At 34.3% G+C, this 15,844-nt stretch carries 18 protein-coding genes and 2 tRNA genes; 5 read left to right on the top strand and 15 right to left on the bottom strand.

Going from position 1 to position 15,844, the window contains the following annotated elements; translation table 11 throughout:
- Positions 1-2: 2 nt before the first annotated feature.
- From fabZ to rseP, 4 genes are read right to left on the bottom strand one after another with little or no spacing between them, the layout of a single operon-like run.
- Positions 3-443 carry a 3-hydroxyacyl-ACP dehydratase FabZ gene (gene fabZ / locus AAGD99_RS06970; RefSeq protein ID WP_253309601.1) on the bottom strand — a complete coding sequence of 147 codons (441 nt, stop codon included), beginning with the start codon at positions 441-443 and terminating at the stop codon, positions 3-5.
- Between the two features lie 4 nt (positions 444-447).
- The gene (locus AAGD99_RS06965) at positions 448-999 is read right to left on the bottom strand and encodes an OmpH family outer membrane protein (RefSeq protein ID WP_264731237.1); all 552 of its coding nucleotides are present in this window, start codon (positions 997-999) and stop codon (positions 448-450) included.
- Positions 1,000-3,336, bottom strand: a complete 2,337-nt coding sequence (gene bamA / locus AAGD99_RS06960; protein ID WP_341822972.1) for an outer membrane protein assembly factor BamA — start codon at positions 3,334-3,336, stop codon at positions 1,000-1,002. It lies immediately after the preceding gene.
- A 7-nt stretch (positions 3,337-3,343) separates the two neighbouring features.
- Positions 3,344-4,462: an RIP metalloprotease RseP gene (gene rseP, locus AAGD99_RS06955; RefSeq protein WP_341822971.1), complete on the bottom strand. Its 1,119-nt coding sequence runs from the start codon at positions 4,460-4,462 to the stop codon at positions 3,344-3,346.
- Positions 4,463-4,562: 100 nt separating this feature from the next.
- Here rseP and AAGD99_RS06950 point away from each other — a divergent pair, with 100 nt between their 5' ends.
- Positions 4,563-4,841, top strand: a complete 279-nt coding sequence (locus AAGD99_RS06950) for a succinate dehydrogenase assembly factor 2 (protein ID WP_182158663.1) — start codon at positions 4,563-4,565, stop codon at positions 4,839-4,841.
- Here AAGD99_RS06950 and AAGD99_RS06945 read toward each other — a convergent pair.
- The 3 genes from AAGD99_RS06945 to AAGD99_RS06935 all read right to left on the bottom strand — a co-directional run bounded on the left by AAGD99_RS06945 (position 4,816) and on the right by AAGD99_RS06935 (position 7,175).
- A complete protein-coding gene (locus AAGD99_RS06945; RefSeq protein WP_182183710.1) occupies positions 4,816-5,142 on the bottom strand; it encodes a cell division protein ZapA in 327 nt (108 codons plus the stop codon). The two genes, AAGD99_RS06950 and AAGD99_RS06945, sit on opposite strands and share 26 nt — an antisense overlap.
- A gap of 72 nt (positions 5,143-5,214) precedes the next feature.
- Positions 5,215-5,493 (bottom strand): HU family DNA-binding protein, encoded by a 279-nt coding sequence (locus AAGD99_RS06940; RefSeq protein ID WP_010963035.1) that lies wholly within the window; start codon positions 5,491-5,493, stop codon positions 5,215-5,217.
- A 29-nt stretch (positions 5,494-5,522) separates the two neighbouring features.
- Entirely contained in the window at positions 5,523-7,175 is a 1,653-nt protein-coding gene (locus AAGD99_RS06935) for a 30S ribosomal protein S1 (RefSeq protein ID WP_264687904.1), read from the bottom strand.
- 147 nt (positions 7,176-7,322) lie between these two features.
- On the opposite strand from AAGD99_RS06935, the gene trmB reads away from it, so the two are divergent.
- Positions 7,323-7,988, top strand: coding sequence for a tRNA (guanosine(46)-N7)-methyltransferase TrmB (gene trmB, locus AAGD99_RS06930; RefSeq protein ID WP_253309594.1), 666 nt, complete (start codon positions 7,323-7,325; stop codon positions 7,986-7,988).
- A 124-nt stretch (positions 7,989-8,112) separates the two neighbouring features.
- Here the strand turns inward: trmB and AAGD99_RS06925 are convergent, their stop codons facing one another.
- The 8 genes from AAGD99_RS06925 to AAGD99_RS06890 all read right to left on the bottom strand — a co-directional run bounded on the left by AAGD99_RS06925 (position 8,113) and on the right by AAGD99_RS06890 (position 13,078).
- Positions 8,113-8,841: a putative folate metabolism gamma-glutamate ligase gene (locus AAGD99_RS06925; RefSeq protein ID WP_341822970.1), complete on the bottom strand. Its 729-nt coding sequence runs from the start codon at positions 8,839-8,841 to the stop codon at positions 8,113-8,115.
- Between the two features lie 76 nt (positions 8,842-8,917).
- Positions 8,918-9,430, bottom strand: coding sequence for a dihydrofolate reductase (locus AAGD99_RS06920; RefSeq protein ID WP_341822969.1), 513 nt, complete (start codon positions 9,428-9,430; stop codon positions 8,918-8,920).
- Positions 9,427-10,725, bottom strand: coding sequence for a dihydropteroate synthase (folP, locus tag AAGD99_RS06915; RefSeq protein WP_341822967.1), 1,299 nt, complete (start codon positions 10,723-10,725; stop codon positions 9,427-9,429). The genes AAGD99_RS06920 and folP overlap by 4 nt, the downstream gene beginning before the upstream one ends.
- Positions 10,725-11,120, bottom strand: coding sequence for a dihydroneopterin aldolase (locus tag AAGD99_RS06910; RefSeq protein WP_253309583.1), 396 nt, complete (start codon positions 11,118-11,120; stop codon positions 10,725-10,727). The genes folP and AAGD99_RS06910 overlap by 1 nt, the downstream gene beginning before the upstream one ends.
- 31 nt (positions 11,121-11,151) lie before the next feature.
- Positions 11,152-11,811, bottom strand: coding sequence for a CADD family putative folate metabolism protein (locus AAGD99_RS06905; protein ID WP_341822966.1), 660 nt, complete (start codon positions 11,809-11,811; stop codon positions 11,152-11,154).
- A gap of 78 nt (positions 11,812-11,889) precedes the next feature.
- Positions 11,890-11,966 (bottom strand) — tRNA-Ile (locus AAGD99_RS06900).
- A gap of 42 nt (positions 11,967-12,008) precedes the next feature.
- Positions 12,009-12,332 (bottom strand): thioredoxin, encoded by a 324-nt coding sequence (gene trxA / locus AAGD99_RS06895; RefSeq protein ID WP_253309585.1) that lies wholly within the window; start codon positions 12,330-12,332, stop codon positions 12,009-12,011.
- A gap of 125 nt (positions 12,333-12,457) precedes the next feature.
- Positions 12,458-13,078: a ribonuclease D gene (locus AAGD99_RS06890; protein WP_341822965.1), complete on the bottom strand. Its 621-nt coding sequence runs from the start codon at positions 13,076-13,078 to the stop codon at positions 12,458-12,460.
- Between the two features lie 180 nt (positions 13,079-13,258).
- On the opposite strand from AAGD99_RS06890, the gene AAGD99_RS06885 reads away from it, so the two are divergent.
- From AAGD99_RS06885 to AAGD99_RS06875, 3 genes are all read left to right on the top strand, one after another.
- Positions 13,259-13,331, top strand: a tRNA-Gly gene (locus AAGD99_RS06885).
- 806 nt (positions 13,332-14,137) lie between these two features.
- Entirely contained in the window at positions 14,138-15,022 is an 885-nt protein-coding gene (era, locus tag AAGD99_RS06880) for a GTPase Era (protein WP_341822964.1), read from the top strand.
- A complete protein-coding gene (locus AAGD99_RS06875; protein ID WP_341822963.1) occupies positions 15,015-15,842 on the top strand; it encodes a 3'-5' exonuclease in 828 nt (275 codons plus the stop codon). Before era ends, AAGD99_RS06875 begins: the two co-directional genes overlap by 8 nt.
- Positions 15,843-15,844: the final 2 nt, after the last annotated feature.

Raw genomic sequence — 15,844 nt, 5'->3', positions numbered from 1 at the left:
TATTACGTATTTTGTAGCATAGCTAAAATCGTTGCTTCTGCAACCTTTTCTTCACCAACACACGCAATACACTCAAATTTACATGCACTTAAACGTGCGTTTTTAACATTAGCTTGCAGAATCAGTGTGTCCCCTGGAGTGACTGGCTTTCTGAATTTTGCATTTTCAATAGACATAAAGTAAATAGCTTTGTTTTCTATTGTACCTTGACTTTCTTTACCAAGAACACATATAGCAGATGCTTGAGCTAGAGATTCAATTATCAAGACTCCTGGCATTATTGGATGACCAGGGAAATGACCAATAAAAAATGGCTCATTAAAAGTCACATTTTTGATTGCTTTTATACTTTTACCAGGATCACACTCTATAACCCTATCTACTAAGAGAAACGGATAAGAATGTGGTAGTATTTTTATAATATCACTGATATTAAATTGCATAAGCCTACTCAATGCCTTTTAAAGCAAATTCAGGTATTTCCTTGTTTATATTGTTTAATACCATATCCGATAAATCAACTTCATCCATAGAGTATAAAACTTGGTTCTTTTTTGAAATAAATAGTACCAAATCTATGTTGTTTTTTTCTGCCGTTTTTTTAGCAACTTCTTTTATCTTGTTAAAAACACTCTCTACTGCATCTCTATAACTTTCTTCTAAATACAACATTTTTTCAGCGTAAGCATCTCTAGCATTTACAGTATGCTTATTAAACTGTTCTGTCTTTTCCTTTTTTGCTTCTTCTGACAAAAGTTCAAATTCTTCTTTTGATGGCTTAAGTTTTTCTAACTCACTTTCAAATTCTTGTTGTAATCTAGAATTCTGCTCCTTTATTTGTTGTTGTATGTTTCGCAGAGCAAGAGATTCATTGATAACTTTATCACTATCAATAATGGCAGCCTTTGTGTTCTGAGGTTGATATCCTGCAAACTTATACCCCACAAATAAGGAAATAATTAAGGCAATAACTGATATAAATAACTGTATATATTTCATTCAAATCCCCGCTTCAATAGAAAATTTAACATTTGGTGATGGTATTATATCATAAGATTCCTTTACTAAAGGAAACCCAAAATCTAATCTAAGTCTACCAAAAGGAGAAGGCATTGAAAAGCCAAAACCTGGTGACACTCTTATAAGCTTACTATCATTATATGGATCTTTATATTTCTCATTTTTATCATCTAAGCCAAAAAGTGTTGCATAGTCAACAAATAATGAGCCTTTGATACCAGCATAGTCATATAGTTTTGGTAGTGGGAAATCTACTTGCTGTGTTAAATTAAAATAAGTTTTGCCTCCCAATGAGCTTTTATTTTTGTCTTCTGCTCTTGGTCCAATGCCGGAAAGGTCAAACCCTCTAATCTCATTACCCCCTTTAAAAAAGTGCTGGCCAATGTTTAGATCTTCATCGGTATAAGAAAAAATATGACCTGCTGCCATCTTAAAGCGTAGTATTATGCTATCGTCAATTTTACTTAATATAGGATGCGTGTAAAAAGACAAGAACTCAGATTTTAGGAAGTTTACATTCCCTCCCAATCCTGAAATATCCTGACTTATACGCAATAAATATCCTTCTTTTGGAGCATAAAGATTATCCAGTTTATTATATGCCAATGTGTATCCTACTGATGAAATCTGATGTTCATCTTTTTGATCTCTTATTATCTGAGAGATATCCTCATCTTTTCCACCCTTATTATCCATGTGTATATGATTATACTTATAAGAATAGTGAAAGGAATTGATGAGATTTTCTGAGATTTTATATGATAATTTTGCTGTTCCTCCCCAGTTACAAGTATCGAAAGTAGTGTTTGGTTTATCTTGTTTTTCATAAAATACACCCATGCCTAGTGACGTATCAGAATCGTTAAAATTATTTTCAACAAACTCTAAATCAGTAGAAAATACGTATTGACTTTTTTCGAGAGCAAAAGAGAGCTCTTTTCCAGTACCAAATAAATTACGGTCTTTGAGGTTAATTTTAATCAATGCTCCACCAGGAAGAGACACACCTCCTCCCAAATACAACGAAGTAGTGTTTTTTTCTTTAACATTTAAGTCAAGATTTACTGCATTGTCATTAACTGCGTAACTATTTACTTTTACTGTTTCAAAAAAATCACTACTAATTAGTTTTTTACGTGATTTTTGAATCTCAGATATATTGTATGCATCACCTTCTGCTACACTTAGCTTACTTCTGATCACTTTATCTAAAGTGCGATCGTTACCATCAATTGTAATTTGATTTATATAAATCTTTTTACCCGGCAGCACTCTGTAGGTCACATCTACAACATTGTCACGTTGTGCATACTCTGGATTAACTTTTGCAAATATATATCCTTTCTCATTTAAATACTTGTTTATTTTTTCTACTGTATTATTAATTTTAACTCTATTAAATATCTTATCGTTTTCCTCTGTTATAAAGTCCAATATTTCTTCTTTTAGGCTTAAATCCTGAATTTCAGTTTCAATATTAACCTCATTATTTCCAAACAAATATTGCTGTCCTTCGTCAATCAAAAAAGTCAATTCTATCTGATTGTTATTATCAATCTCAACAATCGGTTGAATATTATTTTGAATATATCCCTTAGACGAATAAAAACGATCGAGCAATTCTGTGTTAATCAATAAATATTGTGGTGAATAACGAGTTCCGCCCTTAAACATGGCTCTAAATAACTTACTAAATATGTCATTACTATGCACTTTAATAGCTTGCTCTAGCTCGTTTTCAGAAAAGTTTTTGTTACCTACAAATCTTATATCCTTAATTTTAGAGGTTTTACCTTCTTTTATTTTAAAAATTAGATTGACCCTATTACTATCAAGCTTATTCAGCTCATATGCAACGTTAACACCAACCTTACCGTTATTTCTATAAGTAGTGATTAAATTCATTAAATCGTTTTGCAATTTTGTTTCAGTGAAAATAGTTAGCGATTTTGATTGAATTACATTATTTAGCAGCTCTTTGCTGTTAAATAATTTATTACCCTTTAATATTATCTTGTTAATTAGTGGATTTTCTTGAATTTTTACTACTAAATTTTTTTTATCATCGATATAAGCGTTAACACTAGCAAACAACTTTGTTTTATATAAACCTTTTATAATCGAATCTATATCATCGTCGTCTACATAGCTACCAGGTTCTAACTTTATATAAAACCCTATTGTTTGATTGCTTACTCGCTCATTGCCAATGCATTTGATATCTTTTATCTGTACTTTTTCCTTATTTTCTAAAGCAACAAGTAGAGCGGGAAAGGAGATAAAAATTACTATTAGTATGTAAAATAGCTTTTTCATATTTATTTTAAAAAAGACTCCTAATATCATTCGAAATTGCAATTGCCATCAGCAAGAACAAAATGAAAGCACCAAAGGTAGCCTCATATTTTTGATATTTCAAACTTAAATCTCTACGTATAACTGCTTCTATAATATAACGAAATAAATGCCCACCATCCAGTAGCGGAATTGGTAGCAAGTTAATCGCAGCTAAATTAGCTGAAATAATTGCCATGAGATACACAACCATAATAAATCCTTTTTTGGCTGATTGCCCTGAATATTTTGCAATTTTTATTGGTCCACCTATTTCACTTGCACTTCTCTTACCAACGATAATTTGAAAGATAGCTTTGATCGTTAAGCACATAGTGTGGTAAGTTTCACTTACTGATAAGCTCACAGCCCCAAGAAAAGATGACTGCTTTAATGTATTGACTGAAATAATCCCTATAGTTTCTCTTTCTATTATGTTGCCAAAAACATCTCTACTCTCAATTGTCAATGGAGTCAGGCTAGTTCTACGCTCCTCATTATTTCTGCTATATTTAATTTCCATTCTCGTCTTGGGGTTCGACATTATCACACGTGAAATATCTTCAAAGTATTTTATTTTATGTTCATTGATTTGTGTAATAGTGTCACCTGGTAATAGGCCAGCTTGTTTGGCTGCACTTCCTTCAATTACATCCCTAATCACCGGTGGAGTGCGGTAATAACCTGCCGTGCTAAAAAATATTGTAAAAGCTATAACAGCAAGTATCATATTTGCAAAAGGTCCTGCAAAAACCACTGCTGCTTTTTTATACCGCGGTTTTGTATGAAATGAATACAACTTTTCTTCTTCAGTTAATTCTTTTTGATCAGCTGGGACACTCGCTGCATTAGTATCCCCTAACATTTTAACATAACCACCCAATGGAACAGCGCTTAGTTTCCATCTAGTTCCAGACTTATCGTTAAAACCAAAAATTTCAGGACCAAAACCTATAGAAAAAGATTCAACTTTAACTTTGCATGCTTTGGCAACAACATAATGCCCATATTCATGCACAAACACTATAACAGAAATGATTAAGGCAAATGACAAAAAACAATATATTCCATCGCTAAATTGATGAATAAGATTAGAAATTAATTCCACCTGTATATTTAGATCTTAACCAAATCTTAAGTATATTAAAATACGCCTCGCTTGACAAGTATTTAGTTTAACTTTTAAATTAAAAAAAAGTTTAATTGTAATGACAGATACCTCACTACTCAGAAGAAAATTGATGTATAGAAGCTGGCATAGGGGTTGCAAAGAAACCGATATACTTTTAGGGCATTTCGCATTGAAATATCTTGATAAATTTTCCTTGAGTGAACTAATCGAATACGAAAAAATAGTTGATCTTGATGATTACGAATTATATTGTTACATAACTCGTAAGACAAACCTCCCTCCTGGCTTAAATAGTCAGATAGTCAATTTAATTGCTTGCTTTATTGAAGCTAATCCTTTATGCACTCAAGATTAGTGATAATCTTATTTACCTTATCTAGTACCTCAATATATTCTATTCTTTTCTCGTTTCTATACTTTTCGCGCTCTTGATTTGCTTCATCCAACCGCTTTGTTAATTCTAAAATTTTATCCTCAAGAATTAGCGCTGCAAGTAAGAAATTTAATGCATCCGAACCCTTACCTCCAGTTTTTTGAGATACAGAACCAACTAGCTTGTCAAAACTATTAGCAAGACGTAATAAATGGCTCTTTTTCCCACTTTCGCAAGATATTTTGTATGTGTTATTACGTATAACTATTTCTACTACTTGCATATGGTGCTAAAAATTTCTATCGTACAGTATAAACTCAAACCCCTACTTTCATCTTATTTATGGTATAAATTTTTATTCATTTATCAAATCAGATAATTTTTTACTGCTACGAAAATATGTTTTAAAGTATTGATTCTTTGTAAACTTCTGTAACATTAAATGGCTTGTTTCTTTCAAGTTATAACTTCTAACTGAAAAAGAACCAAATCCCCTAATTTCAACTCTATTATGATGCTTCAATGTGCTTGAAAGTATCCCAAAAAATCTATCAACTATAGCTGCTATAACAATCTTATCTAAAAAAGGATGTCTTTTTGCTACCCTCGCTATTATATCAGACTTTGTTGCCATTTATATGAAGCCAAAATAAGTAAACCTTATCACTTAGCAGATAATACTATGTTATATTCTTCAACACCCAATACTTCAACTTCTATTTTTTCTGATATAGAGAACTTTTTATTTTCCGGTAAATGCTCTTGATCTATTAGAAGGGTTACATCGTTCTCAACTTCAACGACTAGTCCATTATCTTCTCTCTTACCTACAATAACCTGTATTTTATCGCCTACCTTAACTTTCTTTATCAGTTCTTCAAGAGGATCATACTCTATTTGTTTTATTCCAAGATAAATTCTTGCCCGATTCACGTTAGCCCTTATTACTTTTGCTTCTATTTTATCACCTACATTATACTTCTTTATCTCATCTGAGCTATTTTTAGACCAACTTAAATCTTTCACATATATTGTCCCTTCTACGTTCTCATCTATTTCAGAATCATTGAAAGCAACAGATACATATGAGCCGGTATTATTCTTCACTTCACCAGAAACAATAGAACCAGGAGGATATTTCTTGATAAATACTTGCCAAGGGTTGTCTACACACCTTTTCATGCTTAAACTCATCCTACTCTTAGCAATGTCAATACTGAGAATTTTTACATATACTTCTTGTCCCCTTGTTACGAGACTACTAACTGGTAAATTACTCTTAACCCAAGTTATTTCTGACGAGTGCACTAAACCTTCAATTCCAGGTCTAAGCTCAACAAACAATCCATAATCTTCTATGCTTGTTACATAACCCTTATGCACACTATCAACTGGATATTTTGACTCTGCATCTTGCCAAGGGCTATCTTCTAGCTGCTTCACACCCAAGGAAATTTTAGCATTTTCCTTATCTATTTTTATAATTTTAACTTTTATAGTCTGGCCACAAGCAAAAACTGCAGATGGATGACTCACTCTACTCCAAGAGATATCTGTAATATGTAGCAATCCATCTATAACTCCCACTACATCTGATTCATGAATACCGACAAATACACCGTAATGAGTGATGCTTTTTATTTTTCCTTCTATTATATCGCCTTCATTTAAAGATTCTAAAAATTTAATTTTTTCACCAGCGTGCAATTTTTCTAACACCAGCTTTCTTGATACTACAATATTACCTTGCTTCTTATCCATTTTAAGCACGATGAACTTTTGTTCAGTTTCAATAAGGTGCTTCGCGTCTTTTACTTGCTTCAAATCCACATGACTCAGCGGTAAAAAAGCGCTTATTCCGTCACCAAGATCAACAATAAAACCACATTTAATTGAGCGTTTAATAACTCCGCTTACTTCAGCTCTTGTAACTGTATCTTCTTCCAACTTATTCCATTTCTCGTCTCTAATTGCTTTTTCACGGCTAAGAACAACATTACCATGATAATCTTCAATTCTTTCCACATAAACTCTAATTTTCGAGCCAATAATGATCTCATCATTACAACCGAGTTCCTTGATCAGAATTCTCCCGTCAGACTTTAAACCAATATCAACCACAACGTCGTTAGGGTTTATTCTTGTAATTACACCTTCTACCACATCTCCTTCTTTAATTTTGTTAACAAAAGAATCTTCAAACAAGGCATTATCTTGATCCTCAAATTGGCCTTGACATATCTCTTCTATAAACTTGTTTGATGATAGCTTTCTGATAGTAACCGGTAGATTTACAACTGGATCATTATTATTCATGCAATGTGACCTTTAATTTAAACTTTATTAGAACTCATATATTATATAATATTAATAATTATTGACAAGTAATTTTTCGTTAATTCATTTCGAGAATTGTTTAAGCTATATAAAATATAGTGAGAAAATTATATATGTATCAAGAATATGCTATTTAAGAATAGCAAGTGGATTAGATCGTTCTCCAGAAGGTCCAGGTTAAAACCGGATGTTGATGAAATATTGGAAAAATATTCTATTCAAAACAGCAAGGAATCTATAGAGAAGATTGTAAATTCACGAAAAAGAATATGGGTAGAAATAGGCTTTGGCAACGGTGAAAATATGCTTTACCAGGTGCTCAATGAACCTGATCTATTATTTATAGGATGTGAGCCCTACTTAAAGGGGGTTTCTCGCTTGCTAACAAACATAGAAATACAAAACATAAAAAACATTTTAATATGGACAGAAGATGCAAGAGAATTGATTGCAAATTTTCCTGACAACAGTGTTGAAAGATTCTTTATCCTCTTTCCAGATCCATGGCCAAAAAGAAGTCACAATAAAAGACGATTAATTAATACGGAATTTTTAAATTTATTAGCAAAAAAAATACTTATAACAGGGGAAATATTCATTGCAACCGATCATCAGGACTATGCAGAGTGGATAGCATCACATATAAAGCAGTGTAACTCTTTAATCTATAGGGAAGACGATTTCACAAGTTATACTCTTACAAAATACCACAAAAGAGCGCTCAAAGATCAGCGTAAAGTAAGGTTCTTTAAAGTAAGTGTTATTAATAATTTGCAGACTATGGATCAATAGAGTTCTTGCATATCTCTTTTACGTTAACTATAGATTAAAAATAATAAAAAAAGAGGGAGAAATAGAGTAAATTCCTTTAACTATTTCTCCTTATAAAGGAATAGCAAATTTTTTAAGTTTCTCTTTAATTCTTCAACCAACGGGCTCCCATGAGGAGAGGAGAGTAAAGATCTTTTTTCATAGATATCTTAACACTTTTTTCTTCTTTTGTAGTTGGCGGACGAGTAAGAAAGTGAACCTTTGGTGCACCACTAATTATTGCCATTGGTGTTTGCTCTGCCCCTTCTCCCATAACTAAAACAGCAGATGTTGCCAGTGCATCAAGAAGATTGACTTGTGTTACTTGCAGTGATTGATTATAAAGATCTGGCTTGCCTATATAGGAATAAAGTGGTTCAAATCCACACCAACCAAGAGCAACGCCCGTAACCCCACGACGCATAGGTGTTACATTACTATCTGTAATCAAAATACCAAGATGTTTTATGCAGTGTTTTGTCTTGAGATAGTTCCATATTGATAGAGCTGTTTTCTGAACATCTTTTGGATATAGAATATACACCTCATTACCATTTGATTCATCAATACCAGCAGATGGAATTAAGATATTATCTTTAATCGTTAAACAGATACTGTGAGCCATATCAACAATTGCATCAGCTTCTCTTTTGATTAGCTCTTCTTTAGAACAAGCAGTTTTGCAAACCACTTGTTTTTGACAAATGGAAATGATTTTCGATGTGATAGCAAGAACAACTTCCTCTTTTAGCAACTCTGAAACATAGCGATCAAGAACCTGCTCTAATACTTCTCCACATTCAATGCGGTGGGTATAAATTGCTTTAACATACATACTATTACATCAAAAAGTTTCTCATAAAAGCCCTCTTGCCTGTTGTTTCAGTTGGCATAATTTACAATTAAGAGACTTAATGAGCTTCACAATTTTTTCTTCCATCTTTATCACGTGTTAACCTACATATAGTATAATCTTTTGTTTTAGCAAGAGCGGTTTTATACCATCCATCAAGAAGTGTTAAGTTGAAATATACATCACCTTTATAAAGTCTGTGAATTTCTGTTATGATAAACTCTGAAATTAGATCATACTCCAAAAAAAGGTGCGCTATTTGTGCTCCACCAATCATGAAGATTTGAGGGTAACTCCAATTACCTTGGATTGACAAGAACTCTTGCATAGAAGAAACAATAGTGCATTCTATGCCTTTATTAAAACAAGGACTTAATTTGTTACGAGAAAAAACAATAGGCTTTAATATGTTTTGTGGTATTGTTTCAAATGTTTTTCTTCCCATAACAATAACTTGTTTGTCAGTCGCCTGACGAAAATGATCTAACTCACTTGGATAATGCCAGGGCAATCCATTATTTATTCCAATCACCCCCTTGGGATCAACAGCCATAATTCCGATAATCTTCATTCCTGTAAAGCAGCTTGAGCTACAAAAAATCGCATGTGATCACGCACATTATGCACTCGAAGGAAATCAACCTTGTTGTGCAATGCAGATGATAAAGCAATTGTTTCTAAATCTCGGTTAAAGACAGGTTCTGTAGAAAAAGAAGAAATAAATGACTTTCTAGAATGACCAACCAGAACTTTGCAGCCAAAACTTTGCAATGCTTCTATATTGCGTAAAAGCCAGATATTCTGATATAGAGATTTTCCAAAACCAATACCAGGATCAATAATTATCGAGCTTTGATCAAAACCTAGGGTAAGTAACCTGCTAATGCTCTTCTCTGCCCAATTATTTATGATATCAATTGGGTCAGTGTCGTCTGGAATAATGTTGTCTCTATGTGGTGGTATTGAAAGTGAATGCATAATAACGATGCTGCAACCATTACTAGCAATTGCTTTTAAGGTATTATTATCTAGAGCTTCCTTCTGATCGTTTACCCAGGTAATTTTGTAGTGTTTTAAAACATTCAAAATAACATCTGGCCAGAAACTATCAATGCTAACTTTAATATCGCCAGCTTTCATATAATCGCTAAGATTATCAAGTACTGGCTTTAGACGTGCATACTCTTCCTCTGGGATCTGCATTAAAGATCCAGGTCTTGTTGATTGAGCACCAAGTTCAACTATGCTTGCACCATCTGATAACAGCCGCAGTGCCTGCTTGGTTGCTTGATCTGAATCATAATAAAGACCACCATCTGAAAATGAATCAGGAGTAATATTGACAATACCTACAAGCTCTGGTGAAAGCGTAAAACTCTTTAAAAAACAATCTTGAATGTTAGGGATATCATAAGCAACAGTACCGAACGTCTTGTTGATTATTGGAGTATTATCCATAGGGTTCAGCATTGCCATCAAGTGAAGCAAAAATGGTCTGTTTATCAATTCTGGGTGAGGAATTCTAAGGTAGGGTGTATCGAGCGTTAGATCATCCCATAACAAAATATCCAAATCAATAACGCGAGGTGCCCACTTTTCATAGACCTGCGAACGGCCAATATCACACTCAATTTGTTTTAGACCTTTTAATAGCTCTTCGGGAGAAGAAGAACAACTTCCATAGACAATCATGTTGAGAAATGGCTTATCCCACTCAGGTGGAGCACCGTTTGGTAAAATGGCCTTAGTTTCTAGAATGATCGAAGACTTTAAATCTTTAAAATAGCGTTCCTTTAGTAACTGAGCAGCCCTTTGTAAATGGGAAAAGCGATTTCCTATATTTGAGCCAATAGAAATATAGATCATTAGTTATCTTCCTGTTCTTGTAATGTATTACAATAAGTAAAGAGAACACCTCCATGCACACCGGGAACGGGTGGTGCAACTTTGTGAGTAGTCACTCTTATGGAAGAAATAATATGTTTTTTTTGCACCAAAAGATTATTAATGGCTCTGTATATATCATGGGTTAAGTGCTCGATTAAATTGAATTGCTTGCTTTGAACGAGAGATTGAATACTCTGAACTACCTCCAAGTAGCATATAGTATCCTCAAGCCGGTCAGTTGTAAGTCCTAAAGGGGGGGATTTAAAGGTAAAATCAATATTAACACTAACTAATTGAGAATGAAACTTCTCTTCTGCACTACATCCTAAATGAACCCAAAGCCGCAGGTCAGATATAAGAAGATTACATTGCATTTTAATATCACTGAGTTTAATCTACTTACAATTAATGACACACACTAGTGTTCATTATCCCGTCAAGAAAACCCCACAAGAGTTTTGCTCCTTTTTTAGCGCCTTGCATGGCTTTCTCTTGCTCTTCTTCGCTTAAGTCTGCAATAAGATTTGCACATTCCTCAGAATGCCATTCATCAGCATGCATATGAACCGTAAAAAATTGAAGAGAACGCTCATCACTTATTGAATAGTGTTTTTTTAAACCTTCAATTTTAGACTTAGAAACCTCTGGAGTTTGACGTTCATAAGCATAAAGTGCACCCAAACCGGAAGCAAAGTCTGATCGTACAATATCAAAGTAACCATCAACTAACTCCTGTGTCTCTTTAATCTGTGCATCCTTATGGAGATCAGACCGTGTTACACCAAGCCCTTCAGCAAAACGTTTCCATAACTCTGGGTGATTTTCATCACCTTGTTCTTCTTCTATCAAATTACCAAGCAAAACCTGTCGCATTTTTAGATCTGGGCACAAAAAATGTATACCACTGATATAACGAGGAAACGCAGCAACGTGGTGATAATATTCTTTAGCATAGGTTTGTAAAGCTTGCAAGCTTAAGCTTCCTGTATTCCATGATTGGTAGAATGGATGATTTAGTAAGTGCAACTCATCTAACTTATTATTCAAAGATTTAGTAAATTCCATTATTTCCTCTATTATATCAACATATAATTCATATACTATAGTTTTCTCATTGTTACGATCATGCTAAGATCAACACAATGGTGGGATTGGTAGGACTCGAACCTACGACCAATTCGTTATGAGCGAACTGCTCTAACCGACTGAGCTACAATCCCTTTTATCAATATTTATAATACACACAAAAGCAAATTTGTCTATTAGCTTATTTCACTATCAACCCAACTTAGCAAATCATTTGTTGCACCAATTTTGCGTGCAATTTCCTTACCATCTTGAAATATGATTAAAGTGGGTATAGATTGCACTCCATACTTACTTGGCACTTCAGTCCCTTCATCTATGTCGAACTTGCAGATCTTAATCTTGCCTTTTCTGTCTTTAGCCAACTGTTCAATACGCGGCATTAGACTTTTACATGGCCCACACCATTCTGCCCAAAAGTCTATCAGAACAAACCCTTTATAGTCAGTGACTTCAGATTTGAAATTTTGATCATTTACTGATATAATGTCATCACTCATAAAATACCTAAACTTAGAACGATTGCTTGTAAAATATAGCGCATCAATCAACAGTTAATCAACTAAATTCTTCTGAAAAATTGCCCTAAAGTGTCTTGCACAAACAAAAAACTTCTCACAAATGGTTATATCTGATGATTAAAGATATCCATGTTTTCCCAACCCATTAAGTCTAACTCAATGCGAGTAGGAAGAAATTCAAAGCACTTTTGGGCCAATTCTTTTCTATTTTCACGTTCCAACATTAAATCTAGCTTTTCCTTTATCTTATGGAGATACAAAACATCAGATGCAGCATAATTTTTTTGTTTGTCTGTCAAATTTTCATTTCCCCAATCAGAAGATTGCTGTTGCTTATTTAATTTGGTATCAAGTAGTTCTAAGCACAATTCTTTTAAGCTATGATTATCTGTGTAAGTGCGAACTAACCGTGAAGCTATTTTTGTGCAATAGCACGGAAGTGCCCAAGTTTTCAAGTAATAATGTATTATGCTCAGATCAAATCGCGCGAAGTGAAATATTTTAGTTATATTTTTATCCTCTAATATTTTTCTCAAATTTGGCGCTGTGTAATCGTTCTTGAGTTGAACTAAGTGAACGTTGCCATCATTAAAAGAGAGCTGCACAAGGCATAATCTATCTCTGCTATGAAGTAGCCCCATTGCCTCGGTATCAACAGCTATAGACCTTATATCATCTGGTATTGAACTAGCTGGCAAGTCGTCTTTATATAAAAATATTCCCATAAAATTAATACATTTTTTGGCACAATTGAAAACCTATGATAATCAAAAATGAGCCTTAAGTATACGAAAAGATCATAGAAGGAACCACGCAAATTTATGGGCTCTCACATTTTTCGTGTACACGGGGTTTACAAATCGCTGTATATGCCTATAATTAAGTAAATTTAGGTTAATTTAATTGCGGGAGTAGCTCAGTTGGTAGAGCGCAACCTTGCCAAGGTTGAGGTCGAGGGTTCGAACCCCTTCTCCCGCTCTTTACTTTCAAAATCATTTCGTCAAAAATCCCTTGACATATTTCGCCAGCGCCCTTATTATGACAATAAGGGTATTTATGACTCAAAACTTGTTTTTGACCTGCAGGCTCAATGACAAAATTCAGTAAAAAACTCAGGGTATTTATTGGCGGATTACATAAAATTATAGCGGCTGCATGTCTTTTAAATTTTTTCTACATTCAGCCAAACCGCGCTTAAACTAAGCGTCAGCACATTATTACAGCGCCACTTACAGTAATATAGAGTCAAAACTCGCTACTCGGGGCTTCTTTTGCCTTTTTTTTCATTTGGTAAATTTCTTAATGTTTATAGCTCAAAGAGAGGTGTCATTCCAGCACTTGATGCTGGAATCCAGGAATTTTATCAAGTATAAAAGTTATGTTAAAATGCACCATTTATGGAAAACTAGATCCCAGTGTCTGGGCACTGGGATGACATCATAGGGGCACTGGAATGACATCATAGGGGCGCTGGGATGACATCATAGGGGCGCTGGGATGACACCCTGACAATCGTCATCCCGCTACGTGTTAGCGGGATCTATGCTAAGAGATACCACGGCGGTATGACGTAGGATTGCTGTCATCCCGCTGCTTGTTAGCGGATGAGATACCGTGAATAAATCACGGTATGACGGTTCGCGGCGGTATGACGTAGGATTGCTGTCATTCCGCTACGTGTTAGCGGGATCTAGAGATACCGTGACGGTATGACGTAGGGGTTGCCGAGAACTTGTCATTCCAGTGCTTGACACTGGCATCCAGTTTTCTTTATAATTTCCTTTGTGAAAGAACAAAAGTGCTTATTTGTAACCATAGCTGGCTTACCAAATGCTGGGAAGTCTACATTAATTAACAACATCATAGGCAAGAAAATTGCAATTGTTACACCCAAAGTGCAAACAACAAGGACGCAAATAAGGGGTATTGCAACATGCAACAACACACAAATTGTCTTTACTGACTCCCCAGGAATTTTCTCAGCAGAAACAAAACTTGAAAAAGCTTTAGTCAAATCTGCATGGTCAGCAATCAAGGGTGATGACATCACTTTGTTACTTGTTGATGTAAGCAATTATTTGAAAAATATAGAAAGAATTAAGACTATATTTACGCGGCTGCAGCGCACAAAAGGCAGATGCATTTTGGTTATCAATAAAACTGATTTGGTAAAAAGGCCAGAACTCAAGATGGCGCATGAGCATCTGAATTTGCTTTATAAATTTGAAAAAGTTTTTACGATATCAGCATTAAAGAATGATGGACTTTCTGATTTAATGAATTACTTGTCTGAAGTTGCACCGGTGAGCCCTTGGTTTTATGAAGAAGATCAAATAACCGATTCCTCGACAAATTTTTTATCAGCAGAAATTACAAGAGAAAAATTATTCTTGAACTTGCGTGAAGAATTGCCATACTCTACAGCTGTTATAACTGAACAATTTGAGGAAAAAAAAGATAAGAGTTTAGTCATCAAACAGATTGTATTCGTGTTGAAAGATAGTCATAAAAAAATAGTGCTAGGGAAAGGTGGCAGTAATATTAAAAAAATTAATATCGAAGCACGTGATGAACTAGAAAAATTATTTGAGTGCAAGGTACACCTCTTTTTATTTGTGAAAGTGCGACCTTGGATCGACTGTCCTGAGGAGTATATAGGCAATGCTTAATTCTTTGTTAGTATTTGATATTGAAACTATACCAGATGTAAATTCCTGCAAAAATTTACTCAATATTAGTGATGATAGTAGTGTAGAAGAGAAAAGGGATGCATTAACAAAATACCACCTGGAAATAACAAACGGGCAAAACTCTTTTCTGCGTCAGCCCTTCCACAAAATTGTAGTTATCAGTTTTTTACTTTGCAATATAAGCCACCAGAGCGGTTATGAGGTGTTCACACTGCAAGAAATAAGATCTGGAGGCACACTAAATTCCAGTGAAAAGGAGCTAGTGAAAGGATTTTTTAACTACATATCAGAGAAAAAGCCAAGATTAGTTTCGTTCAACGGACGCACTTTTGATATACCAGTACTGAAGTATCGTGCTATGGTCCATGGCATTCAAGCAGAATACTTTCATAAAGCTGGTGATAAGTGGAATAGTTACAATCAGAGATATAGTAGTGATTGGCATTGTGACTTACTTGAAACCCTCTCTGATTTTGGAGCCTCTGCAAGAGTAAAAATGAACGAAGTTTGTGCAGCGTTTAATCTTCCTGGTAAGATTGGAGTTGATGGGTCACAAGTTATGGGCTTATACGATAGCGGCAAGATACAAGAGATTCGAGATTATTGTGAAACAGATGTGGTTAATACTTATTTGATTTACTTAAGGTTCATGCATCATCAGGGAAGGATCACTACTGAAAGCTACAACAAAAGCGTGGAAGAGCTGCTTTTAGAGTGCGAAAAAAAAGAATACCTAAAGAAATTTAAAGAAGAATGGCAAATAACTTGTGGTGGAAATTTTTATATTGAATTTAAATGAAT

Origin of the sequence: Wolbachia endosymbiont (group A) of Clivina fossor, assembly GCF_964026865.1 — a bacterium.
GTDB lineage: Bacteria > Pseudomonadota > Alphaproteobacteria > Rickettsiales > Anaplasmataceae > Wolbachia.
This window is presented reverse-complemented; position numbering and strand designations above follow the sequence as displayed.